Origin of the sequence: Pantoea sp. FN0307 (genome assembly GCF_050113815.1) — a bacterium.
In the GTDB taxonomy this organism is placed as follows: domain Bacteria; phylum Pseudomonadota; class Gammaproteobacteria; order Enterobacterales; family Enterobacteriaceae; genus Mixta; species Mixta alhagi.
In genome coordinates this window covers 13855-40473 of sequence record NZ_JBNJSO010000002.1, presented here as the reverse complement: position 1 = coordinate 40473, position 26619 = coordinate 13855, and the positions used below count along the sequence as shown (strand labels likewise).

The 26619-nt window shown below is 53.3% G+C and carries 23 protein-coding genes and 1 pseudogene; 7 read left to right on the top strand and 17 right to left on the bottom strand.

Features of this window, described 5'->3' with window-relative positions:
- The first annotated feature begins 37 nt into the window (after nt 1–37).
- Nucleotides 38–1021 carry a quinone oxidoreductase gene (locus ACQE3Z_RS07695; RefSeq protein ID WP_426973127.1) on the top strand — a complete coding sequence of 328 codons (984 nt, stop codon included), beginning with the start codon at nt 38–40 and terminating at the stop codon, nt 1019–1021.
- Nucleotides 1022–1348: 327 nt separating this feature from the next.
- On the opposite strand, the gene dusA is transcribed toward ACQE3Z_RS07695, so the two are convergent.
- The 3 genes from dusA to ACQE3Z_RS07680 form a co-directional block, all read right to left on the bottom strand.
- Complete coding sequence (gene dusA / locus ACQE3Z_RS07690) at nt 1349–2395, bottom strand: tRNA dihydrouridine(20/20a) synthase DusA (protein WP_426973126.1); 1047 nt, start codon at nt 2393–2395, stop codon at nt 1349–1351.
- Nucleotides 2396–2580: 185 nt separating this feature from the next.
- On the bottom strand, nt 2581–2877 hold the full coding sequence (gene nadS, locus ACQE3Z_RS07685) for a NadS family protein (protein WP_426973125.1): 297 nt from the start codon (nt 2875–2877) through the stop codon (nt 2581–2583).
- Between the two features lie 172 nt (nt 2878–3049).
- The gene (locus ACQE3Z_RS07680) at nt 3050–4315 is read right to left on the bottom strand and encodes a conjugal transfer protein TraF (protein ID WP_426973124.1); all 1266 of its coding nucleotides are present in this window, start codon (nt 4313–4315) and stop codon (nt 3050–3052) included.
- 590 nt (nt 4316–4905) lie between these two features.
- On the opposite strand from ACQE3Z_RS07680, the gene zur reads away from it, so the two are divergent.
- Entirely contained in the window at nt 4906–5421 is a 516-nt protein-coding gene (gene zur, locus ACQE3Z_RS07675) for a zinc uptake transcriptional repressor Zur (protein ID WP_250651060.1), read from the top strand.
- A gap of 85 nt (nt 5422–5506) precedes the next feature.
- On the opposite strand, the gene ACQE3Z_RS07670 is transcribed toward zur, so the two are convergent.
- The 4 genes from ACQE3Z_RS07670 to ACQE3Z_RS07655 all read right to left on the bottom strand — a co-directional run bounded on the left by ACQE3Z_RS07670 (nt 5507) and on the right by ACQE3Z_RS07655 (nt 8446).
- Nucleotides 5507–5719: a CsbD family protein gene (locus tag ACQE3Z_RS07670; protein ID WP_085069645.1), complete on the bottom strand. Its 213-nt coding sequence runs from the start codon at nt 5717–5719 to the stop codon at nt 5507–5509.
- 220 nt (nt 5720–5939) lie between these two features.
- Nucleotides 5940–7262, bottom strand: coding sequence for an MATE family efflux transporter DinF (gene dinF / locus ACQE3Z_RS07665; RefSeq protein ID WP_426973123.1), 1323 nt, complete (start codon nt 7260–7262; stop codon nt 5940–5942).
- A gap of 101 nt (nt 7263–7363) precedes the next feature.
- On the bottom strand, nt 7364–7972 hold the full coding sequence (gene lexA / locus ACQE3Z_RS07660) for a transcriptional repressor LexA (protein WP_085069641.1): 609 nt from the start codon (nt 7970–7972) through the stop codon (nt 7364–7366).
- 105 nt (nt 7973–8077) lie between these two features.
- Nucleotides 8078–8446: a diacylglycerol kinase gene (locus tag ACQE3Z_RS07655; protein WP_250651062.1), complete on the bottom strand. Its 369-nt coding sequence runs from the start codon at nt 8444–8446 to the stop codon at nt 8078–8080.
- A 128-nt stretch (nt 8447–8574) separates the two neighbouring features.
- Here ACQE3Z_RS07655 and plsB point away from each other — a divergent pair, with 128 nt between their 5' ends.
- On the top strand, nt 8575–10998 hold the full coding sequence (gene plsB / locus ACQE3Z_RS07650) for a glycerol-3-phosphate 1-O-acyltransferase PlsB (RefSeq protein ID WP_426973736.1): 2424 nt from the start codon (nt 8575–8577) through the stop codon (nt 10996–10998).
- Between the two features lie 75 nt (nt 10999–11073).
- Here plsB and ubiA read toward each other — a convergent pair whose 3' ends face one another.
- Both ubiA and ubiC read right to left on the bottom strand, forming a co-directional pair.
- Entirely contained in the window at nt 11074–11955 is an 882-nt protein-coding gene (ubiA, locus tag ACQE3Z_RS07645) for a 4-hydroxybenzoate octaprenyltransferase (RefSeq protein ID WP_426973735.1), read from the bottom strand.
- A 1-nt stretch (nt 11956) separates the two neighbouring features.
- Entirely contained in the window at nt 11957–12484 is a 528-nt protein-coding gene (ubiC, locus tag ACQE3Z_RS07640) for a chorismate lyase (RefSeq protein ID WP_250651063.1), read from the bottom strand.
- 293 nt (nt 12485–12777) lie between these two features.
- On the opposite strand from ubiC, the pseudogene ACQE3Z_RS07635 reads away from it, so the two are divergent.
- Nucleotides 12778–13781 (top strand): annotated as a pseudogene (locus tag ACQE3Z_RS07635) (hypothetical protein).
- Nucleotides 13782–14428: 647 nt separating this feature from the next.
- On the opposite strand, the gene malM reads toward ACQE3Z_RS07635, so the two are convergent.
- From malM to malK, 3 genes are all read right to left on the bottom strand, one after another.
- Nucleotides 14429–15379 (bottom strand): maltose operon protein MalM, encoded by a 951-nt coding sequence (malM, locus tag ACQE3Z_RS07630; RefSeq protein ID WP_426973122.1) that lies wholly within the window; start codon nt 15377–15379, stop codon nt 14429–14431.
- A gap of 95 nt (nt 15380–15474) precedes the next feature.
- The gene (locus ACQE3Z_RS07625) at nt 15475–16794 is read right to left on the bottom strand and encodes a maltoporin (protein WP_426973121.1); all 1320 of its coding nucleotides are present in this window, start codon (nt 16792–16794) and stop codon (nt 15475–15477) included.
- A 13-nt stretch (nt 16795–16807) separates the two neighbouring features.
- Nucleotides 16808–17941 (bottom strand): maltose/maltodextrin ABC transporter ATP-binding protein MalK, encoded by a 1134-nt coding sequence (gene malK, locus ACQE3Z_RS07620; RefSeq protein WP_426973120.1) that lies wholly within the window; start codon nt 17939–17941, stop codon nt 16808–16810.
- Nucleotides 17942–18279: 338 nt separating this feature from the next.
- On the opposite strand from malK, the gene malE reads away from it, so the two are divergent.
- From malE to malG, 3 genes are all read left to right on the top strand, one after another.
- A complete protein-coding gene (gene malE / locus ACQE3Z_RS07615) occupies nt 18280–19473 on the top strand; it encodes a maltose/maltodextrin ABC transporter substrate-binding protein MalE (RefSeq protein WP_426973118.1) in 1194 nt (397 codons plus the stop codon).
- A 103-nt stretch (nt 19474–19576) separates the two neighbouring features.
- Nucleotides 19577–21121 (top strand): maltose ABC transporter permease MalF, encoded by a 1545-nt coding sequence (gene malF, locus ACQE3Z_RS07610; RefSeq protein WP_426973116.1) that lies wholly within the window; start codon nt 19577–19579, stop codon nt 21119–21121.
- A 10-nt stretch (nt 21122–21131) separates the two neighbouring features.
- On the top strand, nt 21132–22022 hold the full coding sequence (gene malG, locus ACQE3Z_RS07605; RefSeq protein WP_085069615.1) for a maltose ABC transporter permease MalG: 891 nt from the start codon (nt 21132–21134) through the stop codon (nt 22020–22022).
- A 91-nt stretch (nt 22023–22113) separates the two neighbouring features.
- On the opposite strand, the gene psiE is transcribed toward malG, so the two are convergent.
- The 5 genes from psiE to yjbE form a co-directional block, all read right to left on the bottom strand.
- Nucleotides 22114–22512 (bottom strand): phosphate-starvation-inducible protein PsiE, encoded by a 399-nt coding sequence (gene psiE, locus ACQE3Z_RS07600; RefSeq protein ID WP_426973115.1) that lies wholly within the window; start codon nt 22510–22512, stop codon nt 22114–22116.
- 146 nt (nt 22513–22658) lie between these two features.
- Nucleotides 22659–24752 (bottom strand): YjbH domain-containing protein, encoded by a 2094-nt coding sequence (locus tag ACQE3Z_RS07595; protein ID WP_426973113.1) that lies wholly within the window; start codon nt 24750–24752, stop codon nt 22659–22661.
- Nucleotides 24752–25492, bottom strand: a complete 741-nt coding sequence (locus ACQE3Z_RS07590; protein WP_426973112.1) for a capsule biosynthesis GfcC D2 domain-containing protein — start codon at nt 25490–25492, stop codon at nt 24752–24754. Before ACQE3Z_RS07590 ends, ACQE3Z_RS07595 begins: the two co-directional genes overlap by 1 nt.
- The gene (locus ACQE3Z_RS07585; protein WP_426973110.1) at nt 25489–26136 is read right to left on the bottom strand and encodes a YjbF family lipoprotein; all 648 of its coding nucleotides are present in this window, start codon (nt 26134–26136) and stop codon (nt 25489–25491) included. The genes ACQE3Z_RS07590 and ACQE3Z_RS07585 overlap by 4 nt, the downstream gene beginning before the upstream one ends.
- A gap of 74 nt (nt 26137–26210) precedes the next feature.
- Entirely contained in the window at nt 26211–26459 is a 249-nt protein-coding gene (gene yjbE / locus ACQE3Z_RS07580; protein ID WP_085069605.1) for an exopolysaccharide production protein YjbE, read from the bottom strand.
- Nucleotides 26460–26619: the final 160 nt, after the last annotated feature.

Here is a 26619-nt window from a genome sequence, read left to right as displayed (position 1 = left end):
GACGTCATGTCGTAACTGGAAACCAGCAGGAGGGACAATGGCAAAACGTATTCAAATCGCCCAGTATGGCGGCCCGGAAACGCTGCAATGGATCGACTTCAATCCTTCCGACCCCGCTGACGATGAAGTGCAGGTAGAGAACAAAGCTATCGGCATCAATTATATCGATACCTACGTACGCTCCGGGCTTTATCCTGTGCCTGAGCTGCCTTCCGGTATCGGCACCGAAGCCGCAGGCGTGGTAACAAAAGTTGGCAACCGGGTTACAGCGATCAAGCCCGGCGATCGCGTGGTTTACGCGCAGTCTGCGCTGGGCGCCTACAGTGAAATCCATAATGTGCATCAGGATAAGATTGCGCTGCTGCCTGATGCCCTCTCTTTTGAACAAGCGGCGGCCTCGTTTCTGAAGGGGCTTACCGTACACTATCTGCTACGGCAAACGTATGAAGTGCAGGCAGATGAGATCTTTCTGTTTCACGCAGCGGCTGGCGGCGTAGGACTGATCGCCTGTCAGTGGGCAAAGGCGCTGGGTGCGCATTTGATTGGGACGGTTGGCTCAGAGGAAAAAGCGCGGCTGGCTAAAGATCGCGGGGCCTGGGCAACAATCAACTATCGTGAAGAAGATATCGCACAGCGCGTTAGCGAGCTGACCGACGGTAAAAAGGTACGCGTGGTTTACGATTCGGTAGGCAAGGCAACCTGGGAAGCCTCGCTTAACTGCCTGCAGCGACGTGGCCTGATGGTCAGTTTCGGTAACGCCTCCGGTCCGGTGACCGGCGTTAACCTGGCGATTCTGAACCAGAAAGGCTCGCTTTACCTGACGCGCCCTTCACTTAACGGTTATATCACCACGCGGGATGAGCTGCAGCGCGCCAGTAACGATCTGTTTTCGATGCTTGCCAGCGGCGCGATTAAAGTGGAAGTTCCGGGAAGCCAGCGCTTCCCTTTGCGCGAGGCGCAGCGTGCGCATACGCAGCTGGAAAATCGCGCAACGCAGGGTTCCAGCCTGCTGATCCCCTGAGCCGCCGGATGTACAAACAATAAGGGCTTCCCGAAGGAAGCCCTTTTGCTTTTTTTAGTTCGCACTGTTGTAGGGTACAGCGACGATAATGTGTTTCGACTCAACGAGAAATAGTCTCGCAGAATTCATAAGTAAAAAATATGTTTAATTGCGAAAAATAACGAAGCAAAATGTCACTCTGTGATCTACGCCTCATATTGGCCGCTTTCAGATAGCTAACTTATTGATAATTAGCAAACTAAAGGTCTGGTTTTGCTGGCGCGCATAAGCGTGGAAATAAAAAAACCCGTACGGCAGCTGCACGGGTTTTAACATAAGCGAAACAAGTCAGACTTCGGTGGTCATCTTATCTGCGACCAGCGACAGCGCTTTTTCAACGACTTCTATCCCTGCTCCGGCCTTATGCGCATTCTCGCTTAAATAACGACGCCACTGTCGTGCGCCGGGAATTCCCTGGAACAGACCCAGCATGTGGCGCGTAACATGACCCAGATACGTTCCCTGCGCCAGTTCGCGCTCAATATAAGGATACATAGCGCGGACCACGGCAACCGGATCGGCATCCGGCGCGGTGCTGCCAAACAGTACGCGATCGACCTGCGCCAGCAGGCCAGGGTTTTGATAGGCTTCGCGCCCCATCATAACGCCATCCAGATGACGTAAATGCTCCTGCGCTTCCTCCAGCGTTTTCACGCCGCCGTTAATCGCCATTGTCAGCCCGGGGAAGTCACGCTTGAGCTGGTACACGCGCGGGTAATCAAGCGGAGGAATTTCACGGTTCTCTTTCGGGCTAAGGCCGGAGAGCCAGGCTTTGCGCGCATGGATAATAAAAGTATCGCAGCCGCCCTGCTGGGCTACCGTGCCGATAAAATCGCACAGAAATTCATAGCAATCCCGATCGTCAATACCGATGCGGGTTTTAACCGTGACCGGAATAGAAACCACGTCACGCATCGCCTTAATACAATCTGCAACCAGCGCCGCCTCCCCCATCAAACAGGCACCGAAGCGTCCGTTCTGCACGCGATCGGAAGGACAGCCCACGTTCAGGTTGATCTCGTCGTAGCCGCGCGCCTGCGCCAGCTGCGCGCACTGCGCCAGCGCCGCCGGATCGCTGCCGCCCAGCTGCAGGGCAACCGGATGTTCCGCCTCGTTATAGGCCAGATAGTCGCCTTTGCCATGAATAATGGCACCGGTAGTAACCATTTCGGTATAGAGCAGCGTATTACGCGTCAGCTGCCGATGAAAATAACGGCAGTGACGATCGGTCCAGTCGAGCATCGGCGCGATGGAAAAACGCTGGGAGGAGAAAAGAGCGCTGTTTTTAGCGACGCTGTCGGGCAGTGCCGTTGATATCTCTGAGTTTTGAGGCATTTTTTAACTTTTTGATGTTTCCGTTCACCGTTATTCTGCAACGGGAACAAAGGAAAAGGCAGAATAAAAGATGCTCGATTATAACATAGCGTGATGCCTGGCGCGTAGAGCGTGTATTACGGTGTTTGCTGGCGGAGTGGCGGCGATAAACAAGACCGAGGCGTCCAAACAGACGCATCAAAGAATCAAATGGCTTTAAGCTGGTTAATAATAAAAGGGTTACTCTGCAGCAATAGCAGAAGTTTTCTTGAGGCTCCGGTTGGCTGACGCCGTTTGGTTTCCCAGCTTTTTACAAGGTCATAACTAACACCGACGGCCACGGCAAAATCTTGTTGTTTTAGCCCGGTTGCTTCACGTATCGCTTCAACATCAATCTCGCTAAAAGTATGAACATGCTCCGGCTCTGGCGTTTGTTCACCCTTTTCAATTTTTACCATCTCTTCTGCACTTGCCAGCAGATCGGCAAATGATTCATCTTTCATCGGTATCTCATCGCTCCAGTTGACGCCACATCCAGCCCTTTTGCCATGATGGGAGTTACAGAACCTTGTAAAGCCGGGAATCTTGCTTTTCTCACCCTGTAAATGAAAACAGGACCGCAATAAACAATCGCGGTCCTGCTCTGCCTTCCCTGATGCTACCTGTTCAGGTTTATCAGAAAGAGAAGCCCAGCTGTGCCATTGCACCCCAGGTATCGTCTTCCCCCACGGAACCGGCCAGATCGAGGTGAACGCGGTTATTAAACGGCGAAATACCAAAACCTGCACTGACGACATTGACGTCGTTAGACTTCATATCCGCATGGTAGCCGCCGCGCAGTTGCAGCCAGTCAAGAACGCGATATTCCACACCAACTCCGGCGTACTGACTGTCAGCCTGCGATTTAAAACGCTTGGTACGGGTTGCATCCACGTCCAGGCTGGCAGTCAGCTTTTCGTTGTGCCAGGCTGCACCTACGGTGACCAGCGGACGAATCTGGTAGGTATCTTGATAGCCATTAACTTCTTTGGTTTCAATATCACGTGAAATGAGGTTTTGCGCGCTCAGGCCAAAGGTCCAGTTCTTACCTACATCGGTAGAGAGACCGGCATCCAGGTTAAAGCCGGTATCGTTGGTGCGATACTCGCTATTGGTAACTTTATTTTTATCGAAGTTGTAAACCGAGGCGCGATAGTTATACAGGCGAGTCTGTTGCAGTTTTGGCGTAATACCTACCGAAACGGCCTGTTCACCGATTTTAAACTCATGCGCGACCGCAATACCGTAATCCGCGACAATCGCCGCCACGCCGGTAGCGCTGGAGCGCAGTAAATATTGATCGCCTGGCAAAGGAAGGCGTGAACCATTGGCGACAGCGTCAAGGTAGTCGATATCACTTTGCGCCACGTCGGTATGCAGATGCACGGAGCCATAAGCTTTCGCCACAAAGGCAAACGGCAACGTTTCATTAGGCACTGCAACCACAATGGCGGCGCCGGCTGAGCCGTCAGCTTTATTTCCGCGCAGGCCGCGCAGCTGATTGGCCAAATCACCAGAGGCGGAGCGCACATTGCCAAGCACGCCAGCAGGATTGGTCAACAGATCTTCAAGGTCAAAATCATCAAAGACATTTTGGTAGCGATCAACGGTATCGGTCACATCATCGATCTTATCGACCATCTTATCTTTATCGCTGATCTGCACCCCAACAGATGGCAGGATAACGCTTACGTTATCTTCCGCGCGGCCTTTGGTCAGCAGCGCCGGGTTAGTTAGCGGTGCAGTAGTGTAGTTGGATGAGGCCACGCCGGTGCCGCCCATCGCATCATTACGGGCATCGAAGTAACTGCCAGCAGCCAGAGAAGAAAAAGAGGTAAAGATTAACGGCATTAATACCGCCGCAGGAGAAAGCTTCAAGGAATGCATGTTTTTCTTTGTCATTATCAGACGCCACCCAAATAAGCTGAAAGTAAGAAGGAAATCACTGGATGAATGATGACCAGTAATTGCCTGTTTTATTAACCTGAACTCAGGCCTTTTTCCCCGGCTTATCAGAGGATTGCTGCTTTTTTAAGCAATCGGTGGCTTAACGTGTCTTTTAGAATTGTTAGCAGTTTAGCTTTTCTGCAGTTATTAAGCCTGACTGAACATTAGCTGGATCTTTTTTCTACTGCAAACTGGAAACGGCGATTTTTTAGATGCAACCAAAAAAGCTAATGCAGTCTGCAGGATTATCAGGCTGTTGTTAGCCTGATGCAGCGGAGGTTTATGCTTTTTTTGGCGCTTTTAGATGCTTTTCAAACGCTAAATCAGAAAGGTAGCTATCTGTTTACAGCTAAAGAAAGAATAAAGTGGGCTAAAGCAAGTTTTAAGCGGCGGCCTCATTATACCGACCTAAAAGGGTAGCCCTTTATCCAGCTAACCTTTGCCTGGTAAGCAGCCGATGAATGACGCTGTTGTCGATTAGGCAATCATTTTGTCTGTTAACACCCGTGTGATAAAATAACATTTCAATCGCCCGGAGAAAGATTATGAGCGTAACACCTTCACAACAGATTCTGTCGCAGGCTGAAAAAATTTGTCTGCAACGCAACGTGCGCCTGACGCCGCAGCGTCTGGAGGTGTTGCGTCTGATGGCTGAACAAAACACAGCTATCAGCGCCTATGACCTGCTCGATCTGCTACGTGCCTCTGAGCCACAGGCCAAACCGCCTACTATTTATCGTGCGCTCGACTTTTTACTGGAGCAGGGGTTTATTCACCGCGTTGAATCCAATAACAGCTACGTGGTTTGTCATCATTTTGAGGAACCGCGACATACTTCAGCGATGTTGATTTGCGACCGCTGCGGTACCGTCAGCGAACAACATGCGCAGGGAGTGGAAACCGTTCTCCAGTTGCTCTCTCAGCAGAGCGGCTTTTCATTACGTAATAGCGTGATTGAAGCTCACGGGCTGTGCGCTGGCTGTAAAGATGTGGAAAACTGTCAGCATCCGGAAAACTGTACGCACGATCACAGCGTAACCGAGAAAAAACGCGGGCGATAACGCGGTACAAACTGATGGCGGGAAAGTAGAATGGGTGGCACATTCCATGTGCCTGCGGGTGGGAGCATCATCCTGAAAAAAGCGCTTACCAGCGATGGTCGCGGTTATTGGTTTCCCAATCGCTTACTTCTTTTTCCGCTTCGTCTTTTGCATAGCCGTAGCGTTCCTGAATTTTACCGACCAGCTGATCGCGTTTACCTTCAATGACGGTCATGTCATCATCGGTCAGCTTGCCCCATTTTTCCTTCATTTTACCTTTAAACTGTTTCCAGTTACCGCCGGCTTCGTCTCTGTTCATCGTTTTGTCCTCTACCTTGGGTGTTAACAGCTTTTAGCTATCAGCGAAATTATCTTCGGTAAAAACGCTTATTCCCTGTGTTTGACACTTTTAATAATAGTAGAACCTCACGATTTTGCTGTTAAACAGCGGAACATGCGCTTTAAAAATGCTCTAAAAGCCATCAATTATGCTGAAAAGCCAGCGAATTCAGTTAATAAGCGTAACCGTAAGAAATGTTTCAAAGGGTGAACCAGTCTCCCCGTCGCTGGTAACGATGCCATATCCACCCCAGCGTTAACCCACGTAGCAGTAAGAAAACCGTGAGAGCCAGCCAGAGACCATGATTGCCCAGTTGCGGAACGGTTAACAGCGTCAGACCAAACCCCAATGCCGCCAGCGCCATGCTGTTGCGCATTTCTCGCCCGCGCGTTGCGCCAATAAACATGCCATCCAGCAGATAGCACCAGACGCCCACAACGGGTAACAGCATTTGCCACGGTAAATAGCGATCCGCCAGCGCCTGCAGCTGTGGCAGAGAGGTGAGCAGCGAAACAATGTCCCTGCCCCAAAGGGCATATCCCACGGCAAATAACAGCGCTACCAGCCCCGCCTGACGACAGGCTGCAATCCATACCTGACGTAACTTAGCGCTATCGCGTGCGCCAAAAGCCTCGCCTGAAACTGCCTCAACCGCATAGGCAAAGCCATCCAGCGCGTAGGCGGTAAAGGAGAGAAACATCAGCAGCACCGCATTGACCGCCACTACCTCGCTGCCCATGCGCGCACCCAGAATCGTCACCGAGGCAAAGCACAGCTGCAGCAATAGCGAACGCAGCATAATGTCGCGGTTCAGCCGCAGTAACCGACGCACATCGCCTTTCAGTGCATTTTTTAGGTGCACAAAGGTGATCTGACGCAGGCGCAGCACATGCCATACCAAGCCCAGCCCCACCAACAGCGTTATCGCTTCTGCAATTGCGGTAGCCGCCGCCGCTCCGGTCACGCCCCAGCCAAGGCCGATAACAAACCACAAATCCAGCAAAATATTAACCAGATTGCCGACAATCAGCAGAATAACAGGCGCGCGCGCATACTGGACGCCAAGCAGCCAGCCAAGTATGACCAGGTTTGCCAGCGTTGCAGGGGCGCTGAGCCAGCGAATATGAATAAAGCGCTGCGCCTGCTCCAGCACCGCCGGACTGCCGCCAACCAGCTGTGCCGCCAGAGCGCTTAGCGGCCCGCGCAGCAGGATAAATATTATTCCGGCGATAATGGCGATGAATAAGGGTTGTATCAGGGCGCGAGCCAGTGCCTGCTTATCGCCGGCGCCAAACGCCTGTGCGGTCAGTCCGGTGGTACTCATCCGTAAGAAAAGCAGCAACATAAAAACAAAGCTGGTAGCCGTAGTGCCTACGGCAACGCCGCCAAGATAAATGGGGCTGTCGAGATGACCAATAACGGCGGTATCCACCAGGCCCAGCAGGGGTACGGTAATGTTTGAGAGGATCATCGGCAGCGCCAGCCGCCAGAGGTGTTTATCGGTCGCAGAAAAGAAGTGCATGGCAATCCGCAGTAAAAATATGGCGACAAGCCACAGCGGTTATCGCCGGAATCAGGACTACAGGGGAAGTAAGTGGCAGCCAGCAGGCCGCCACTGAGTCATTACAGCCAGTCGCCGTTACGAATAACGCCAACGGCCAGACCTTCGATCGTCAGCGTCTGCTGTTGCAGATCGACCACAATCGGCTGGAAATCATTGTTTTCTGGCAGCAGCTGCACAGTATTGCCCTGACGCTTCAGACGTTTCACAGTGACTTCATCATCAATGCGCGCCACGACCACCTGGCCGTTACGGACATCCTGCGTTTTATGCACTGCCAGCAGATCGCCATCCACGATACCGATATCTTTCATCGACATACCGCTGACACGCAGCAGAAAGTCTGCGTGAGGCTTAAACAGATTAGGGTCAACCTGGAAGCGGCTTTCGATATGCTCCTGCGCCAGCAGCGGTTCGCCGGCGGCAACGCGGCCAATCAGCGGCAGGCCATTTTCTTCTTCTGCCATCAGACGAATACCGCGCGAAGCGCCAGACACCATCTCAATCACGCCTTTACGCGCCAGCGCTTTGAGATGTTCCTCTGCTGCGTTAGGGGAGCGAAAGCCTAACTGGGCGGCGATTTCCGCACGTGTTGGCGGCATACCTGTCTGATTAATGTGATCGCGAATCAGGTCATAAACCTGTTGCTGCCGAGCCGTTAAGGTTTTCATCCCGCCCCCTGGTTGTTTATACAGTCGCTGTGAGTATATACAGGTATTGGTGGAATGGAAACCGAAAGCTGTGTAAAAAACAACTCTTTATCCATTATGGAAACCCTATCGAATATATGACCACAGCAGGGTTACCCAAACAAAAAGGGCCAGTATGATGCTGAGCAGTACCGCCGCTGAGCCCATATCTTTAGCCCGTCCGGACAGCGGATGAAGCTCACTGCCGATGCGGTCCACCACCGCTTCGATAGCGCTGTTAAGGATTTCGACGATAATAATGAGAAACACAGAGCCAATCAGCAAAACGCGCGTGATGGCATCAACATCAAGCCAGCAAGCGATGAGCACCGCCGCCAGCGCCAACAGTGTTTCCTGGCGAAACGCCGCTTCATGCTGCCAGGCTGCCCGCAGGCCTTTCCAGGAATATCCGGCCGCCTTAATGATGCGGGTAAGGCCCGTTACGTTATTTGCCATCTTCAGGGAACCCTTTGCAATGTTTAACGTCAATGTCAGGATGCAGCACTAATTGCAACACCACAGATCTTCAATGCGCTTTCTGGTATGCTTGCGGCGCTTTGCTAACAAGAGGCTTCATGTTGTCTATGTCAGGTTGGCGTAAACTTTATTATAAGTTACTGAATTTACCACTAACATTTTTAGTTAAGAGTAAGGCAATTCCGGGTGAGCCGGTAGCAGAACTGGGAATCGATACGTCGCGCCCCATTATGTATGTGCTGCCTTATGATTCAAAGGCCGATCTCCTTGCGTTGCGCACCCAGTGTCGCCTGCACGATCTGCCCGATCCGCTTGATCCGCTGGAGATAGACGGCGCGCTGTTGCCGCGTTACGTCTTTATTCATGACGGCCCACGCGTGTTCCCCTATTTTGTGCCGAATCAGGAATCAGTGAAACTGTTTCATGACTATCTTGATTTGCACCGCAATAACCCGAACCTCGACGTGCAGATGGTACCGGTTTCGGTGATGTTTGGCCGTGCGCCGGGACGTGAGGTGCTGGGCGAGCAAACCCCTCACCTGCGTGAGCTGAATGGCGTACAGAAATTTATTGCTGTGCTGTGGCTGGGACGCGATAGCTTTGTGCGTTTCTCACCGATGGTTTCTCTGCGTCGTATGGCGACAGAACACGGCACCGATAAAACCATTGCCCAGAAGCTGGCGCGCGTGGCGCGCATTCATTTTGCCCGTCAGCGTCTGGCCGCCGTTGGGCCGCGCCTGCCGGTACGCCACGATCTGTTTAATAAGCTGCTGCAGTCGAAGGCCATTGCCAAAGCGGTAGAGGACGAAGCGCGCAGCAAAAAAATCTCGCAGGAGAAAGCGCAGCAGAACGCCATCGAGCTGATGGAAGAGATCGCGGCTGACTTTTCCTATGAAATGATCCGTCTGAGCGACCGCGTGATTGGCTGGACATGGAGCAAAATCTACCAGGGCATCAACGTCAGCGGCGGCGAACGTATTCGTCAGCTGGCGCTGGATGGTCACGGACTGGTTTATGTGCCCTGCCACCGCAGCCATATGGATTATTTGCTGCTCTCCTACGTGCTTTATCATCAGGGGCTGGTGCCGCCGCACATTGCTGCCGGCATCAACCTTAACTTCTGGCCGGCCGGGCCAATTTTCCGTCGTCTCGGCGCGTTCTTTATTCGTCGAACCTTTAAGGGCAACAAGCTCTACTCCACGGTGTTCCGCGAATATCTGGGCGAGCTGTTCAGCCGCGGCTATTCGGTTGAATATTTTGTTGAAGGTGGACGCTCACGCACCGGACGTCTGCTCGATCCGAAAACCGGTACGCTGTCAATGACGATTCAGGCAATGCTACGTGGCGGCAACCGACCTATTACCGTGGTGCCGGTGTATATCGGCTATGAGCATGTAATGGAAGTAGGCACTTACGCTAAGGAACTGCGCGGCGCGGCTAAAGAGAAAGAAGGCTTTATGCAAATGCTGCGCGGCCTGAGCAAGCTGCGTAATCTGGGCCAGGGTTATGTCAACTTTGGCGAGCCGCTGCCGCTGGTCAATTATCTTAACAAGCAGGTGCCGGAGTGGCGTGATTCGATCGATCCCATTGTCGCGCAGCGTCCACAATGGCTGACGCCAGCGGTAAACGATATCGCCCAGCAGATTATGGTGCGTATTAACAACGCCAGCGCCGCCAATGCCATGAACCTGTGCGTTACCGCACTGCTCGCCTCACGTCAGCGCTCGCTCACCCGTGAACAGCTTATCGAGCAGCTGGAGTGCTACCTCGATCTGCTGCGTCATGTTCCCTATTCGCCGGATGCCACCGTGCCGGATATGACGCCGGAAGCGCTGCTGGAACATGCGCTGAACATGAATAAGTTCGAGACGGAAAAAGACAATATTGGCGATATCATTATCCTGCCGCGCGAACAGGCAGTGCTGATGACCTACTATCGCAATAATGTGCACCATATGCTGGTGATGCCGTCGCTGATTGCCGCGATTGTGCAGCAGCATCGTGAAATCTCCGCCGCCGAGTTGCTGCGTCAGGTCTCGGTGCTTTATCCGTTGTTGAAAAGCGAGCTGTTCCTGCGTTGGGATAAAGAAGAACTGCCACAGCTGCTGCAACAGCTGGTTGCCGAACTGGCTCGTCAGCAGTTGATCATCATTGAAAACGATGTGATGCGTCTGAACGCGGTGCGTTTCCGTACCTTGCAGCTGCTGGCTGCAGGTATGCGTGAAACGCTGCAGCGCTACGCCATCACCTTCTCTATCCTCAGCGCTAATCCGGCAATTAACCGCGGTTCACTGGAGAAAGAGAGCCGTACGCTGGCGCAGCGTTTGTCGGTGCTGCATGGCATCAACGCGCCGGAGTTTTTCGATAAGGCGGTGTTCTCAACGCTGGTGCTGACGCTACGCGACGAAGGCTATATCAGCGATACCGGCGATGCCGCGCTGGAGCAGACGCAGAACACTTATCATATGCTGGCGGAGCTGATCACCAGCGACGTACGTCAGACGATTGAAAATGCCGTTACGCCCAGCTAAAGGCTGACTAAAGCGTAAAACAGAGCGGGCGCCAGTGGCGCCCGCTTTTTTATTCGCTTCTGTTTAATTGATCATTTACCACTGGCTGAACGGCGGCATATTCAGCGCAATGCCGATAAATATCACCAGACCCACATAGTTATTATTTAAAAAAGCCTGAAAACAGCGCTCCCGCTGGCGTTCGGCAATCAGTTTCTGCTGATGTGCAAACAGCGCGGCGGCCAACAGCAGCGACCAGTAAAAAGCACCATCCAGCTCCATGCGCTGACCAACAATTATCAGCAACAGCAGGGTCGCCAGCTGCAACAGGCCAATGATCAGCTTATCAAAACGCCCAAACAGAATAGCCGTTGATTTTACGCCAATTTTTACATCATCATCCCTGTCTACCATGGCGTACTGTGTGTCATAGGCCACCGTCCAGCAAATGTTGGCGAAAAACAGTAACCAGCCGTTCAGCGGCACGTGGCCGCTGACTGCCGCCCAGCCCATTGGGATGGCCCAGCCGAAGGCGGCACCCAATACCACCTGCGGCAGATGGGTATAACGCTTCATAAAAGGATAGATCCAGGCCAGCGCCAGCCCGGCGAACGACAGCCAGATGGTAATGGCGTTCATCGTCAGTACCAGCGCAAAAGAGACCAGCGCCAGCGCTACAAACAGCACTTTTGCCTCTTTCTCACTGACCATGCCGCTGGCCAGCGGCCTCGTCTGAGTACGCTTTACGTGACCATCAATTTTGCGATCGGCAAAATCATTCACCACGCAACCCGCCGCTCGCATAAAAAAGACGCCCAGCACAAACACGATCAACACCTGCAGCGGCGGCACGGCTTCGCCCGCCAGCCACAGCGCCCATAATGTCGGCCACAGCAGCAGCAGCGAACCAATCGGTTTATCAATGCGCATCAGTCGGCTGTAAGCCTGCAGCTTATTGCGCGTCAGCCCTTTTTCTATATTACTCACTTGGTTCTCCAGACAGGCTTTGATAAAGCGGTGCAGCGGGCAAAAACAGCTCGGTTAATAACAGCGGCTTGCCCGATAAACGCAGACGCGAGCGACGCCCCCACAGCGCAGCAGAGATACCGGGATCGATAAAATCACGCGTTAGCGTGGAGGAAGAGAAGAGATAACGGCCCAGCGGACGCGTGCCCAGCTGGCTGAGCATCATTTCTGGTCCGTCCAGGGTCGATTCCGGCACCACCGTGCGGCCAGCCAGCCAGGGCACGCCGTCACCCGACAAGATGATTTCACGCAGCCAGTAGCGCGGCTCCAGCGGCAGAAACGGCAGCTCCTCAGCGATATCATCAGCAGTGACGAAGCCTTCAAACTGCGGCTCTACGGTAACTTTCCCGCAGTGGCGTTCAAAGCGCTTCGTCATCGAATCTTCTTCCAGCAGCCAGTCGAGCAGCGGTGCTGACAGCGCAGGCGATGAGGTGGGAAGCCAGGCAATGGCGCGCAGCAGGGAAAGCGCGTTATCGGACATTCGGCATCTCCGGTAAAAAACAGGTGCCATAGTGTAGCGCAGAGCCTTACGCGTAACACGCCACACAGCAGAAAAATAGCATGGGAAATCAGCGGGCAATCTGCTCTTTACCGCATGGGTTGCGTGCCTTTCAGCCTGGCTTCCGGTCTGGTGTTAATGGCGTGAGCCTTTATGGCAAAATCGATACTATGTCTGCAACGCCAGCCATGATTACCCGGATATTGTTTTATATTCTTTCCGCATACCTATTATTAGCGCGGTAAAACCACATAACATCAACGGAGGATGGAGGCATGAAACGTAATGTTGCGCCAGGATATTGTGTCGTTGAACAAACCGGTACGCTGGATTTTCAGGCCCGGCAACTTTTCCGGAATATCCGCTCTCCGGCAGTAAGCCTTTTTATGGATCTCAACGCTGATACGCAGTGGCTAAAATCCGGACAGATGCTGATTGTTGCCGATCCAGATACACCTGCAACAACACAGATGCTGCAAACGCTGAGGCAGGCAAAGCAGCAAACAAATATAGCCTTTACCAGCGTCAGCGCAGAGGAAGCGGATTTTTTCCATAAGCATTACGGTATGATTGCCGGCCTAACCAAAGCAGGAGATCAAATATTCAGTACGGCGGGTGACTCAGGAGAAAAGTACTTTCTGGCAATAGAAAGCACGTTAAAAAAATTGAAAAAACCTATCAAAACCAGTACCGAACGCAGGGTACGCCCATTGGGCAGCAATTTTTTGCTGAACGCAACCAGTTACTAAATGAGCTAAAAACGCTGGTAAATAAACCTCTGGTTAAGTCACTGGCTCGTCATACCGTAAAATTCAGTCCCTATGAAGATATGCGCAAGGCGTTAAATCTTTCCAGTCGCGCAATTGTTCATGAATGGTCAACGGCAGGCGTGGTAGGTATCCCAGGATATTCAACGTATGTCGGTAATGCAGCCAAAGCTGCAAGATTCTTAAAGCTGGGTGGATATATTGGCATCGGTTTTTCTTTTGCGGGCACCACCAACGATGTGATGAAGGCCTGCTCGACAGGAAGAGAAAACGAATGCGGAAGAAGTGCATTTAAAGAATATACGAAATTTGCCGCAGGTACTTTATTAGGTGTCTCTGGCGGTGCCATTGGGGCCACTGCAGGAGGCGCCATCTGTGTTGGGCTTGGAATTATAACAGCGCCCGCAGGTGGAGCGGGAGGGCTGGCATGTGCAGCTATCGGTTCGGTTGCTGGAGGATATGCCACCGGTACTGCCGGCGAGTCAATTATAGATTATTTTTTCAGGGGTTAATGCGTGAATAATTTATTTTCTTACATGGGGATAGCGGGCATATGGGCAGGCTTCTTATCTCTTATCTTTTTGTTTTTTTACTATTGTGCAAACCGAAATAAATACGAAAAAATCATTGAAATTTACTATAAAAAAGGTTTTACATTTCCTGTGCCTTATCATTTCCATTCACTGATGGGGTTCTTTGGGTCTTTCACACTGGTCTACTACTTTATATGCATTAAAAGAAACAGGAAGCCTCTATTCATGTTTTACAACAACCGTGACGTTTATAATTTTTTTGATACGGTTCCCGATAGCTTTTTGGGATGGATGAAAACTTATTACAGAGTAACTTTATTCACTCTGGCTTGTATAGTTTTTACGCTTGTAATGGCATTAATAAAATATGTTTATTTGAATAATTTATAGAAAGAAAAAAATAGCACAGGCAATTTTAGCGGCAGAATATGGAACCTGTATAATCCAGAAGCGGACTTTGTCACTGGCATGATTTCCTAACGCTTTGCGAAAACCGATGTAGATAGAAGTAAGATAATAACGTTGATTATTCGCAGAGGAGCCGCGCCGCGATAAGTTTTGAACCGCCGAAAAAGGGTGCGCCAACGGCGCACCAATCATCCAGCAAGATCAGCAATATGGGGATGTTATCCCTTGCCTTTCACACTACTGATAAATGTTGCGCGTGCTGATGTGGAGCCAAGACGTTCCGCCTCGTTCATCAGCTTCAGCGCTTTATCGATATCACCCGCTTTCGCGGCTTTGCGAATACCATCGTTAAAATATTTCTCGGTATCGTTCAGCATCGGCTCAGATTTGGCGGCTGGCGCAGGCGCGGCGGTTGGCATCGAGTTTGGCGTACTGATGTTCGGCTGAGCCGATCCCGTAGAGGCATTGGCACTGCCCACCACCACGGGTTTCGACTCACCAGAGCCGAACAGCTTGCCGATCATAATATTGCCGCTGTTCTGCTCGCTTTTCACTTTTAGCGACAGCGTACCGGTATTAACGTGCCGTACCACCGGATCCGGCACGTCAGGAATGGCATTGCTTGCCCCTTCCGCATAAAGTTTTGCCGGGTTGATCATAGTAGAGGTTTGCGCCAGATCGCGCGTGGTGGTGTAGATCAACAGGTAAATCTGTTTTTGTCCCAGCACCGGCGTCAGCTTCATGGTGCCTTCCAGCCGGTTAGTGGCAACAATGCCTGGCTTCTGGTAAGTGAAATAGCTGCTGGGGAAAAAGGCCGCAGGCTGCAGCTGGCTATCCAGCACCAGTACGTTCGGCGCATAAACACGTTGATCTTTCATGATGCTGGCCAGTGTGACTTCCAGCGATCCCTGATCGGCGGGCAGCGCAACGGCGGCAACCGGCCCGCTGATATCGCCTTCATTCAGGCTGGCCGAGGCGGTATTCAGCGCAATGTCCTGACCCACCGGCGGTGCCAACGGCAGCCAGGAGAGGCGCTGTAGTTTTTCCGGGGCGATCGACGGCGCGGTAGCCACATTCTGCGGATTAAGGCTGGTGCTGGCGGCGACAACTGGCAGCACGGTAAAACTCAGGGCCGGAAACAGGCAGAGCGCGAGTAGATGTTTTTTCATTTTGTTATCCTCAAGAGAAACCCGCCTCTCTCAGGCAATAGGGAGGCGGGCTAAGGCAGGACTCAGGGCGGACTATGCCCTGTCAGATTGTCTTATTACCACCAGGCTTCCATCTGAATACCGAAGGAAACTTCATCATTGTCGCCACGGCTAAAGGTATGCGCAGCGTTATCGCTGTAGGCAACGCCAGCGGTAGTGCCCGGCAGGTTGCCAACGTAGTTCTGATTATTTGTCTCAGAGGAAGCGTAGCCCCATTTCTCATCCCACTTGGCGTAGGTAGCGAATACGCGAATCGCCGGACGTGACCAAATGCTGTTGCCTGCCTGCCACTGCTGAGCCAGGGTAATTTTGTACTGGCTGTTGCGGTCGCCGGTGCGCTGGGACTTCACGTTGTCGTAGCCCGCTTCCAGCAGGGTGCTCATGATCGGCGTCCATTTGTACATCGGGCGCACGCCCACGGTGTACCAGGTGGTGCCGTTATCGTTATCGCGATCCACGTCCTGGTACATACCCACATACATCAGGCTCCAGGTATCGTTGAAGTCAATCGCGCCGTGGTCGATCACGCGGAACATCGAGCCGTTGTTATTTACTGCTGTCCCTGGACGACCGTTGCGGTTCTGAGTCATCGCGTCGGTGGCGTACTGCACAACGAATTTATTCAGGCTGGTGCCGTAGAAGGTCTGGGTATGTTCCAGAGTGGCCATCCAGCCATTATCAGAAGCATCTTCGTCTGCTGCATTATAGCCGTCGGTATCGTTCGCGCTGCCGTAGTCAAAGCCCAGCTCCAGCGAGCCGCCAGGGTTCACTTCCATACCGCCTAAACGCACGTCAAAAATATCGTTTGCACGGTTTTTGCTTCGTGTATTGCCATTGATAAAGGCTTCCGATCCGCCAGCCTCTGAGTTACGCGTGGCAGCCAGCGACAGCTTACCGAAGCCGAGATCGATATCTTCAATACCGCCGCCAGGACCGGAAACGTCCCAGTAGTAGAAGTCGATCATATGGACATCATGACGCTTGTAATAACGCTTACCGGCCCAGATATTGGCACCCGGCAGCGCATCAAACAGGTTTTTACCCACTACGTTCATCTGACGTACCGCAGGATTCGTGGTTTCAACATCATTCTCCTGCGATACGCCATAGCCGATCATAGTATCGACATAGAAGCTTTTCTCACCCTCTTTCCACACTTCCTGGCCCAGCTGGATTTCCGCATAGGTATCACATTCGTTGCCAAGACGGTACTTAGAGTTAGCGCCGGTTGCCTGGAAGCACTGCTGCTCACCGCCGCTGCCGGTCCAGCCGATGCCGGAACGGGCATAACCTTTGAAATCCACCGCGCTGGCGTGCGGTGCCACAACTGCGAGGGCCACTGCCACGGCCAGAGGGTACTTAGAGCGCGTTAACATCGCTGTTCTCCTGTTATGATTTTACTGTTATGTGTGCTTCTACGCCGGGTTCGCTGTGTAACCGACGGCAGGCGCGTCCATCTTCACGGAAAAGATGGCAACGCTGTGGCGGCAGTCCGATGGCGTATTGGGCACCTTCTTCAACCAGCACCACGTCGCTCTGGCGGTAAACCAGGTTCTGACGCAGCGCAGGGATTTGGATATGGATTTGTGTTTCCTGGCCAAGCTGTTCGACAACCTGCACGGTGCCCTGCAGCGTGACGTCAGCCACCTCGCTGGGCAGCAAGTGTTCGGGGCGAATGCCCAGCGACATATTGGCGCCGACCGGTACATCGATGCTGTCTACCGGCAGCCAGATTTGCTGGCGATTAGGCAGCTCTACCTGCACCTGATCGATGGCGGTCGCGGTAACTTTTACCGGCAGGAAGTTCATTTTGGGCGAGCCGATAAAACCGGCGACAAAACGGTTAGCGGGATAGTGATACAGCTCCAGCGGTTTACCGACCTGGGCGATGCGTCCACCTTCCAGCACCACAATCTTGTCTGCCAGCGTCATCGCTTCAACCTGGTCATGAGTGACGTAAATCATGGTGCGCTTCAGGCGCTTATGCAGACGGGAAATCTCAATGCGCATCTGCACGCGCAGTGCGGCATCCAGGTTAGAGAGCGGTTCATCCAGCAGGAAGACCTGCGGTTCCGCCACCAGCGTACGGCCAATCGCCACGCGCTGGCGCTGCCCGCCGGAGAGCGCCTTCGGCTGGCGATCCAGCAGATGCGCCAGCTGCAGCACTTCCGCTACCTGCGAAACGCGCTGTTGGATCTCTTTTTTATGGGTACCGGCCAGTTTGAGGCCGAATGACATGTTATCCGCCACCGTCAGATGGGGATAAAGCGCATAAGACTGAAAGACCATTCCCACGCCGCGCTCGGCTGGCGGCACTTCGTTCATGCGTTTACCGCCAATAGTCAGTTCGCCGGAAGTGATCTCTTCCAGTCCGGCAATCATGCGCAGCAGCGTTGACTTGCCGCAGCCTGATGGCCCGACAAACACCACGAACTCCCCCTCGGCAATGCACAGGTTGATATCTTTTGATACCACCACATCGCCCCAGGATTTGGTGACCTCTTTCAGCACCACATTCGTCATTGGCCTCTCCCATCTCCACGACTTCCTTTGAATGGCAGGAAGTGTGCGTGAAGGCGGGGGAGGAAAAATCCTCCACCATCCGCTTTTTTACGGGGGAGGAGGCAGGAGGATGAGTTTGTAGCGGAAAGGGGGATCTCACTGACCCGTCACGCTTTTTCGTGATCGAAACGGCAGGAAAAGGGGCTGTTTTTTGTGTGCTGGCACGCAGAAAGGGACAAAAAAGCTATAGGGATCACACTTCTGGCCGGTGGGGCGTAGAAACAGGGAGGATGAGTCAGCCGTCGCTTATCAGCAGACTCCTGCCTAACGACAACCACTCACGTTTAGAGGTAAGGGAAATGTCAAAGTTCAAACTTAATAGCAAAACGCTGTTGTTATGCGCCATGAGCGCCGCGCTGTTACCGGGCGCCGCGCTGGCGAAGATCGAAGAAGGCAAGCTGGTGATCTGGATTAATGGCGATAAGGGCTACAACGGCCTGGCGGAAGTCGGCAAAAAGTTTGAGCAGGATACCGGCATTAAAGTCACCGTTGAGCATCCTGATAAGCTGGAAGAGAAATATCCGCAGGTTGCGGCCACTGGCGATGGCCCGGACATTATTTTCTGGGCGCACGATCGCTTTGGCGGCTATGCGCAATCGGGCCTGCTGGCAGAAGTGTCACCAGACAAAGCGCTGCAGGACAAAATCTATCCCTTTACCTGGGACGCGGTGCGTTTTAACGGCAAGCTGATCGGTTATCCGGTGGCGGTGGAGTCGCTGTCTTTGATTTATAACAAAGATCTGCTGTCCAACCCGCCTAAAAGCTGGGAAGAGATCCCGGCTCTGGACAAAGCGCTGCGCGCCAAAGGCAAAAGCGCTCTGATGTTTAACCTGCAGGAACCCTATTTCACCTGGCCGCTTATTGCTGCAAACGGCGGTTACGCCTTTGAGAAAGAGAACGGCAGCTATAACGTGAAAAAGGTTGGCGTTAATAATCAGGGCTCACAGCAGGGTCTGCAATTCCTGATCGACCTGATTAAAAACAAACACCTGAATGCGGATACCGACTACGCCATTGCTGAAGCGGCCTTTAATAAAGGCGAAACCGCGATGACCATTAACGGTCCCTGGGCATGGAATAATATCGAAAGCGCCAAAATCAATTATGGCGTCACCCTGCTTCCCACCTTTAAAGGTCAGCCGTCGAAGCCATTCGTTGGCGTCCTGAGCGCGGGCATTAACGCCGCCAGCCCCAACAAAGAGCTGGCGAAGGAGTTTCTGGAAAACTATCTGCTGACCGATGACGGCCTGGCGAAAATGAATGCGGACAAGCCGCTGGGTGCCGTGGCGCTGAAATCGTATCAGGAGAAGCTGGCGAAGGATGAAAAGATTGCCGCCACCATGGAGAACTCGCAGAAAGGCGAGATCATGCCGAACGTGCCGCAAATGTCCGCCTTCTGGTACGCCGAGCGTAACGCGGTGCTGAATGCGATCAATGGTCGTCAGACGGTGGAAGCCGCGCTGAAAGATGCGGAAAACCGCTTAACCAAGTAAGGGCTTGCTATCGCTTTGCTCCCGGCCACCTGCGGCTCTGTTCGTCAGGTGGCCCGATGCTGCGGCTCGCCCCTCTTTTCATCAGTTGCAGAAGGAACCTGAAATGGCAAAATCCGCATTGTGGTGGCAGCGTGACGCCCTGAAGTGGCTGGTTCTTGCCCTGTGTGTGATGATAACCGGCTATCTGGTTGTTCTGATGTATGCCCAGGGCGAATACCTGTTCGCTATTGTCACGTTGATTCTGCTCAGCAGCGGCCTGATTATTTTCTTCCGCCGCCGGGCTCAGGCGTGGCGCTACGTTTGGCCCGGACTGGCAGGCATGGTGCTGTTTGTGCTGTTTCCGCTGGCCTGTACCATCGCTATCGCGTTTACCAACTACAGCAGCACTAACCAGCTCTCTTTTGAGCGGGCGCGTCAGGTACTGCTGGATCGTCAATTTCAGGCGGGTGACAGCTACGCATTTTCCCTCTGGTCAACGGCGGATAAAGAGTGGCGCCTGCTGCTGAAAAGCCCGGAAAACAAACAGTTTATTACCCCGCCCTTTTCCCTCGCTGGCAAAGGTGAGCAAACACTTACTCTTACAGAAACCCAGCAAGAACCGGCAGGTGAGCGCGCCATGCTGCGTGATATCACTCAAAATCGTCAGGCGCTTTCACAGCTAACGGCACGTCTACCGGACGGTACGCAACTGCGCATGAGTTCGCTGCGTCAGTTCTCTGGCACTCAGCCGCTCTACCGCCTCGGCGAAGATAACTCGCTGACCGACAAACAGACCGGCAAAGTCTGGTATGCCAATGACGAAACCGGCTTCTGGCAGACCAAAGATGCCAACCAGCAGTGGACCAGTGAAAAACTCAGCCCTGGTTATACGGTGGCGGTGGGCTGGGATAACTTCCTGCGCGTATTGACCGATAAGGGAATTCAGCAGCCTTTTATCGCTATTTTTATCTGGACGGTCATTTTCGCCGCGCTCACGGTATTGCTGACCGTGGCGGTAGGCATGGTGCTGGCCTGCCTGATGCAGTGGGAAGCGCTAAAAGGACGTGCGGTGTATCGCCTGCTGCTGATCCTGCCCTATGCGGTTCCGGCCTTTATCTCCATTCTGATCTTCAAAGGGCTGTTTAACCAGAGCTTTGGCGAGATCAATATGATGCTTGACGGTCTGTTCGGCATCAAACCTGCCTGGTTCAGCGATCCGGCTATGGCGCGTACCATGCTGGTAATTGTGAATACCTGGCTTGGCTATCCCTACATGATGATTCTGTGTATGGGGCTGCTCAAAGCGATTCCCGACGACCTGTATGAAGCCTCAGCGCTGGACGGCGCCACGCCGATGCAAAACTTTTTCCGCATTACGCTGCCGCTGCTGGTTAAGCCGCTTACGCCGCTGATGATTGCCAGCTTCGCCTTTAACTTTAATAACTTCGTGCTGATTTTGTTGCTTACCGACGGCGGCCCTGACCGGCTCGGCACGACCACGCCAGCAGGCTATACCGACCTGCTGGTGAGCTACACCTGGCGCATCGCCTTTGAAGGCGGCGGCGGTCAGGATTTCGGCCTGGCAGCCGCTATCGCTACGCTGATTTTCCTGCTGGTCGGCGCGCTGGCGCTGTTTAACCTGCGGTTCACCCGTATTAAGACAGATTAAGGAGCGAGAGATGGCGATGGTTCAACCCAAATCACAGAAGCTGCGGCTGGCGCTGACGCATCTGTTGCTGCTCGGCTTTATTGTGCTGATTATGTATCCGCTGATGATGGTGCTGGCGATTTCTCTGCGTCCCGGCAACTATGCGATCGGCAGTCTGCTGCCGGAGCATATCTCCTGGGACCACTGGAAGCTGGCGCTGGGTTTCACCGTCACGCACGAAAACGGCAGCGTTACCCCGCCCCCTTTTCCGGTGCTGTTGTGGCTGTGGAATTCAGTAAAAGTGGCCGCGATAACTGCCGTTGGGATTGTTGCGCTTTCCACAACCTGCGCCTATGCTTTTGCCCGTATGCGATTCCGCGGTAAGACGACGCTGCTGAAAGGAATGCTTATATTTCAGATGTTTCCCGCTGTACTTTCGCTGGTAGCGCTTTATGCTCTGTTCGACCGTTTGGGACAGTACATTCCCTTTATCGGCCTGAATACCCATGCCGGGCTAATTTTTGCCTACCTCGGCGGTATCGCCTTACACGTCTGGACGATTAAAGGCTATTTTGAAACCATTGATGGTTCGCTGGAAGAAGCAGCGGCGCTGGACGGCGCAACGCCATGGCAGGCTTTCCGCTTAATTTTACTGCCGCTTTCTGTGCCTATTCTTGCCGTGGTGTTTATTTTGTCTTTTATTGCTGCCGTGACGGAAGTGCCCGTCGCCTCGCTGCTGTTGCGTGATGTTAACAGTTATACGCTGGCGGTGGGTATGCAGCAGTATCTGAATCCGCAGAACTATCTGTGGGGAGATTTTGCCGCGGCGGCGGTGTTATCTGCGCTGCCGATTACGCTGGTGTTTCTGCTGGCGCAGCGCTGGCTGGTTAGCGGTTTAACCGCTGGCGGCGTGAAGGGTTAATGATTTTTATTGCCATTGTTGCCTTTGTTGTTATTGCCACTGCTAAGTTGTGTCCTGTGTATATTCAGGCGGCCTGTTGGCCGCCTTTTTTTTATTCGCGCCTGAGTCGGTTGCTATTGGCCAGCCACAGCGTAACAACCAGAATCAAGATAGCGGCAGAATAGCAGAGCGTGTCGAAAGGATCTTTATGGTCGACCACAATCAGCCGGATGATGGCCGTGATGCCGATATAAATAAAATAGCGCAACGGGAAATGGTAACCCGACTGGAAGTATTTAACGATAAGCGCAATAAACTCGAAATAAAGAAACCAGATGACAATGCCTTCGATCAGCAAATAAGCCGAGGCGGCTTCGCCAGTATTCAGCAGGACGTTTGCCAGGTGGATAGTCTCTTTGCCCAGAAAGACGATCAGAATAAGGCCCAGAAACAGCAGGCCGATGTTTAATATCCATTGCAGGACGGTGGCTATCATTTTTTCACTACTCATTGTTATGCCCTTTTACGTACGTGGTAACCGGCATCTGCCGAGCTGACATCATGACAGAATGTGACCAACATCACATTATGTTACGCATAAAAAAACGCCCTGACCGAAGGCAGAGCGTTTCCAGTGTTGCTGAACGGCAGTGCTAATCAGCGGAAGTGAATATCACGGTCGCTGGTCATATCATACAGCTGATATTTACGGCCCAGCATCTGTCCGCCATCGCGCGTCAGCGGCGTCCAGTTAACCTGAGCGCGGCCACGGTTGTGGGTAACGGTAAACAGATCCATCGGCACGGAAATATAGAACCCTTTGGTGAAATTGCCCTCGCCATATTCGTTACCGGAGACGTTGGTTAAGGTAGCGTAAGCGCCCACCGTCACGCCGCTGTCGAAGCGTTTTGAGACGTCAATCGTGCCGCCCTTATCTTTCGCCAGATATTCGCCCACGCTCATTTTCACCAGCACGTTATTCATAAACCACGGCTGCCAGTAGGCGGTGAGATGGCCGGTCGGTGCCGTGTAGTTAGTGAATTTCATCATGTTGTCCCAGTCGCGCTGTTTAACATAGTTTGCATCTATGCCAACAGCCCAGCTGGCATCGAGCGGACGATAGAGCACTTCTGCCCCTACGCCGCCATACATGGTTTCCAGATAGCCGCCGTACACCTGGCCATAAAAACCGTTGCCAAAGTGCTGGAACCAGTTCGCCTGCAAATTGTTAACGTAAACGTTATTTTTTACATAATCGCGAATATGGGTACGCACGCGCGGCAGTGAGGAGTCGATCGGCCGACCATCGTAGTTGAACTTGTCGTAGTTGTTGGCGAGGTTGACAAAGAGGCCGCCGCCTACCAGCAGATGCTGCGTCAGCCAGTAATCGGCGTTGGCATTAATGCCCGCCTGATACATATAAAAGCTCTCGGGGCCGCCAACCGACTGATTCAGTACCGGGGAAAGGCCGTAGCTCAAACGCCCTTTCTCAATATAGTACCCTTGTTCGGTTTTACCCGGATCGACCGGATCTACACGATGCTGCGCCAGCGGCTGCTCGTGCCCCAGCGGGTAGCCTTCCAGCTGCTGACGCAGGCTACTGACGTTGGTTTCCGTGGTGACCTGCGGCAGGTTATAGCGCGTTTGGGTTACGCGCAGCGTATCGATATTTTCCGGCAAATTATTCATCAGAATAATGTTGGCACGATCGACGCCCTGCTGCGTATCCCGATATTTTACCTGCTCGCCTGTAACATAGAGGGTACGCTCTTTCACCTGCAGATTCGGCGCATCCAGTCCGGCATTATATTTCAGCTGCGTCAGCTGATTAGCTACTGCCGTATGCTGGAGGATTTCCGGCTGCGGCTGCGGACGATAGCCCGGCTTGCTGCTGTCGAGATGGCGCGTACTTAACGCGTTGAAATTGCTGCGCAGGGTAAAGCCAAAAGTGAAGGTATTGCCGCGCTCATAGCTGGCGTTGATATCGGCCCAGTCCGTCAGACGATAGACAGCGCCGACGTTGACTTTGCTGCGCTGCTCCAGCCGACCGGCGTAGTCGCCCTGATAGTCGTTGCCTTCATACTCCAGCTTCAGACGCAGCGGCTGCCATGGCGTCTGATATTCAATGCCGCCGAAGATCGATGCCGGTCCCTTAAACAGTTCGTCACCGTTGACCGAGCCTGCTGAGCCAAAGCCTCCACGGCGATGGCAGAATTTATCGTCATAGGAACAGAAGGGGTTTTTGATATTGCCGCTGTTGCCGAGATAGCCCCAGCCAATGCCCAGAGTAAAGTCGAGCGGTCCCCAGGCTTTGGTCGCCACCAGATATTCGCTGTCGAACAGTCCGGTGCCGCCTAAATCGCGTATGCCCAGCGCCACTTCAGGCAGCCAGTAACCTTCCTGCCATAGCCGCAGCTTGATATCAAAAGCCTTATCTTTATAACTTTGATCGCCGCTAAAACCGTCCACCCGACTGTAAAGCCGCGTGCGCACATCGGTGTAGCGTACGGTGGTTTCCAGCCAGGGAAACAGCATCAGCGAAGCGGAATAGAATCGATACTGATTGTTATTCCGATAGTTAAGGCTGAATTCGCCCTCTTTAGCCATTCGCGCCGTTGGCACCTGCATCAGGCCAACCCCGCCGAAATCTGACTGTGACGGGCCAATGGGTTCGCCCCACGTTGCCGCCTGCGCCTGGCAGGCAGCCGCTACGCAAACAGCGAGCAGGCTGAGAAGCATGTTTGTTTTCATCAGTCAGGGATCCGGTGCGTCAAAACAGAGATGATTTGCTGGTTAAGGTCGTGGTATTCGTCCGGCAGCGCCCAGGAAGAGAAGCCGACATAGATGATGCTGCCCGGCGCGACTTCCACATGACGATGATTCCAGTAGGCTACCGGCACTTCCCGGATAGCGCCGTCTGGCGCAATAACCGTTGCCACATTGCGCTCTGCGCCACTCAGGCGCGCATGACCGACAAGGTAATCACGCGTATCGCGCCCCGGCTGCCAGACCACTTTACCGCTGTCGGCAATGGCGCCGGCCAGCGTAATGCTGGTGGGGCGTTGCAGGGTGTAGAGGCTGTACTCTCCTTCCAGACGCCGATTGGCCTCCGGACGTAGCCGTATCCAGTCAGGATCGAGCGAGGTGAATTGTCTGCCGGTTACCCGCACCGTTTTTAGTTGTTGCAACACAGCATTGATCGCCGCAGCGCGCGCGCCCTCTGCGCTTGCCGCCCAGCGTTGTAATTTTGCCAGCGTCTGATGGTAATGCTGCTGCGCCGCTGCCGTTGCCAGCGACTCCGCAATGACCGTACCGGGCCACCAGCTTCGATCCTTCACCGCCGGACTGGCAAGTAGCTGAGAGAGCGTTTGTGCATCACTGACCACGGCGGTTTGCGATGCGTTGGGGTAATAAATTGTCACCTGGCTATCCGCCAGCGCGTTAAATGCGAGGCCGCCAAGCAGGCTGGCTAAGGCAAGAATGTTTTTCATGATTTTGCGGGCTTCAGAATGGTGATCTCGACCGGCAGCGTATCCGCTCCCACCTGCTGTGCGCTCTGACGCACCTCGCCGCTGATGGCATCAATCCAGAAAGTGTTTTGCCATTCCGTACCGTTCGCGGCGATGGTCACCTCTTCATGCCAGACCCGGCAGGGGATCTTTTGACCCGCCAGCGTCAGTACTTCGTCATGACCGCGGATAAAACGTGAAGTCGCGCTACTTGCGCGCAGCTGGCCGTTCTCGGTCCAGCTCATGATGCGCGTCCAGCTTTCACCCTCACGAATCTGCAGTGAATGCGCTAAGGGATCCTGCTGTAAATTATCCACTTCCAGCAGGTTGTCGCTCAGGCCCAGGGTTTTTACCAGACGGCCCTGCTGCGTGACCAGCATCGCCCGATCCTGCGTTACCCATTTCTGTTGGCCTTGTTCGGCATAGCCCAGCACCAGGAAGATGCGCTGACCGCCGTTGATACGCAAATACATGCTGGCGTAAGGCAGTGATTCTATTTTTTCATCCGATACGGTGACATCGTCCGGGCCCATTACCGCCAGCTTCGCGGTATCAACCAGCCCCTGTTGCGTTTGTGTACACGCTTGTAACAAAAGACAAAGAAACAGCAATGGAATATGGCGCACCTGTCTATCCCTGTGTGAGTTCGGCAAAGTCAGAAAATAACCACACGGGCGTGTGGTTATGATTAAAAACCGCGTTAGCGGGTCGTGCTGGTCGTGGTTGTGGTGGTGGTTCCGGTATTGGTTCCATCCCCACCGCCGGATGCCGCCAGGCCAACGCCTACCAGCGCGCCCAGGGCACCAATACCTACTGCAGTGGTGCTGCCTGCGGAAATGGCTCCCGCTTCAGCGCCTGCTGCCGCACCGGCTTCAACCGGAGCGGCAAAGGCAGCCGAACCGGATGCCAGATACAGCGCAACCGCCGTGGCACATACTATTTTTTTCATACTGAATTTCCCTTCATGAAATGAATGGATGATTTGCCTGGATGGTTCCAGGCGGCTCCAGTATAGGGCAACAAATTACCAGAAATTAGGGCGTGGCGGGGTGAGAAGAACAGCAAGATGAGATAGCATTAAAATCCAGAACAAAAGGCATATCTCATAT

Bases quoted from the DNA above. Each gene is read 5' to 3' on its own strand.
- ACQE3Z_RS07695 (WP_426973127.1), top strand. From the start codon at position 38: ATGGCAAAACGTATTCAAATCGCCCAGTATGGCGGCCCGGAAACGCTG.
- dusA (WP_426973126.1), bottom strand. From the start codon at position 2,395: ATGCCTCAAAACTCAGAGATATCAACGGCACTGCCCGACAGCGTCGCT.
- nadS (WP_426973125.1), bottom strand. From the start codon at position 2,877: ATGAAAGATGAATCATTTGCCGATCTGCTGGCAAGTGCAGAAGAGATG.
- ACQE3Z_RS07680 (WP_426973124.1), bottom strand. From the start codon at position 4,315: ATGACAAAGAAAAACATGCATTCCTTGAAGCTTTCTCCTGCGGCGGTA.
- zur (WP_250651060.1), top strand. From the start codon at position 4,906: ATGAGCGTAACACCTTCACAACAGATTCTGTCGCAGGCTGAAAAAATT.
- ACQE3Z_RS07670 (WP_085069645.1), bottom strand. From the start codon at position 5,719: ATGAACAGAGACGAAGCCGGCGGTAACTGGAAACAGTTTAAAGGTAAA.
- dinF (WP_426973123.1), bottom strand. From the start codon at position 7,262: ATGCACTTCTTTTCTGCGACCGATAAACACCTCTGGCGGCTGGCGCTG.
- lexA (WP_085069641.1), bottom strand. From the start codon at position 7,972: ATGAAAACCTTAACGGCTCGGCAGCAACAGGTTTATGACCTGATTCGC.
- ACQE3Z_RS07655 (WP_250651062.1), bottom strand. From the start codon at position 8,446: ATGGCAAATAACGTAACGGGCCTTACCCGCATCATTAAGGCGGCCGGA.
- plsB (WP_426973736.1), top strand. From the start codon at position 8,575: ATGTCAGGTTGGCGTAAACTTTATTATAAGTTACTGAATTTACCACTA.
- ubiC (WP_250651063.1), bottom strand. From the start codon at position 12,484: ATGTCCGATAACGCGCTTTCCCTGCTGCGCGCCATTGCCTGGCTTCCC.
- malM (WP_426973122.1), bottom strand. From the start codon at position 15,379: ATGAAAAAACATCTACTCGCGCTCTGCCTGTTTCCGGCCCTGAGTTTT.
- ACQE3Z_RS07625 (WP_426973121.1), bottom strand. From the start codon at position 16,794: ATGTTAACGCGCTCTAAGTACCCTCTGGCCGTGGCAGTGGCCCTCGCA.
- malK (WP_426973120.1), bottom strand. From the start codon at position 17,941: ATGACGAATGTGGTGCTGAAAGAGGTCACCAAATCCTGGGGCGATGTG.
- malE (WP_426973118.1), top strand. From the start codon at position 18,280: ATGTCAAAGTTCAAACTTAATAGCAAAACGCTGTTGTTATGCGCCATG.
- malF (WP_426973116.1), top strand. From the start codon at position 19,577: ATGGCAAAATCCGCATTGTGGTGGCAGCGTGACGCCCTGAAGTGGCTG.
- malG (WP_085069615.1), top strand. From the start codon at position 21,132: ATGGCGATGGTTCAACCCAAATCACAGAAGCTGCGGCTGGCGCTGACG.
- psiE (WP_426973115.1), bottom strand. From the start codon at position 22,512: ATGAGTAGTGAAAAAATGATAGCCACCGTCCTGCAATGGATATTAAAC.
- ACQE3Z_RS07595 (WP_426973113.1), bottom strand. From the start codon at position 24,752: ATGAAAACAAACATGCTTCTCAGCCTGCTCGCTGTTTGCGTAGCGGCT.
- ACQE3Z_RS07590 (WP_426973112.1), bottom strand. From the start codon at position 25,492: ATGAAAAACATTCTTGCCTTAGCCAGCCTGCTTGGCGGCCTCGCATTT.
- yjbE (WP_085069605.1), bottom strand. From the start codon at position 26,459: ATGAAAAAAATAGTATGTGCCACGGCGGTTGCGCTGTATCTGGCATCC.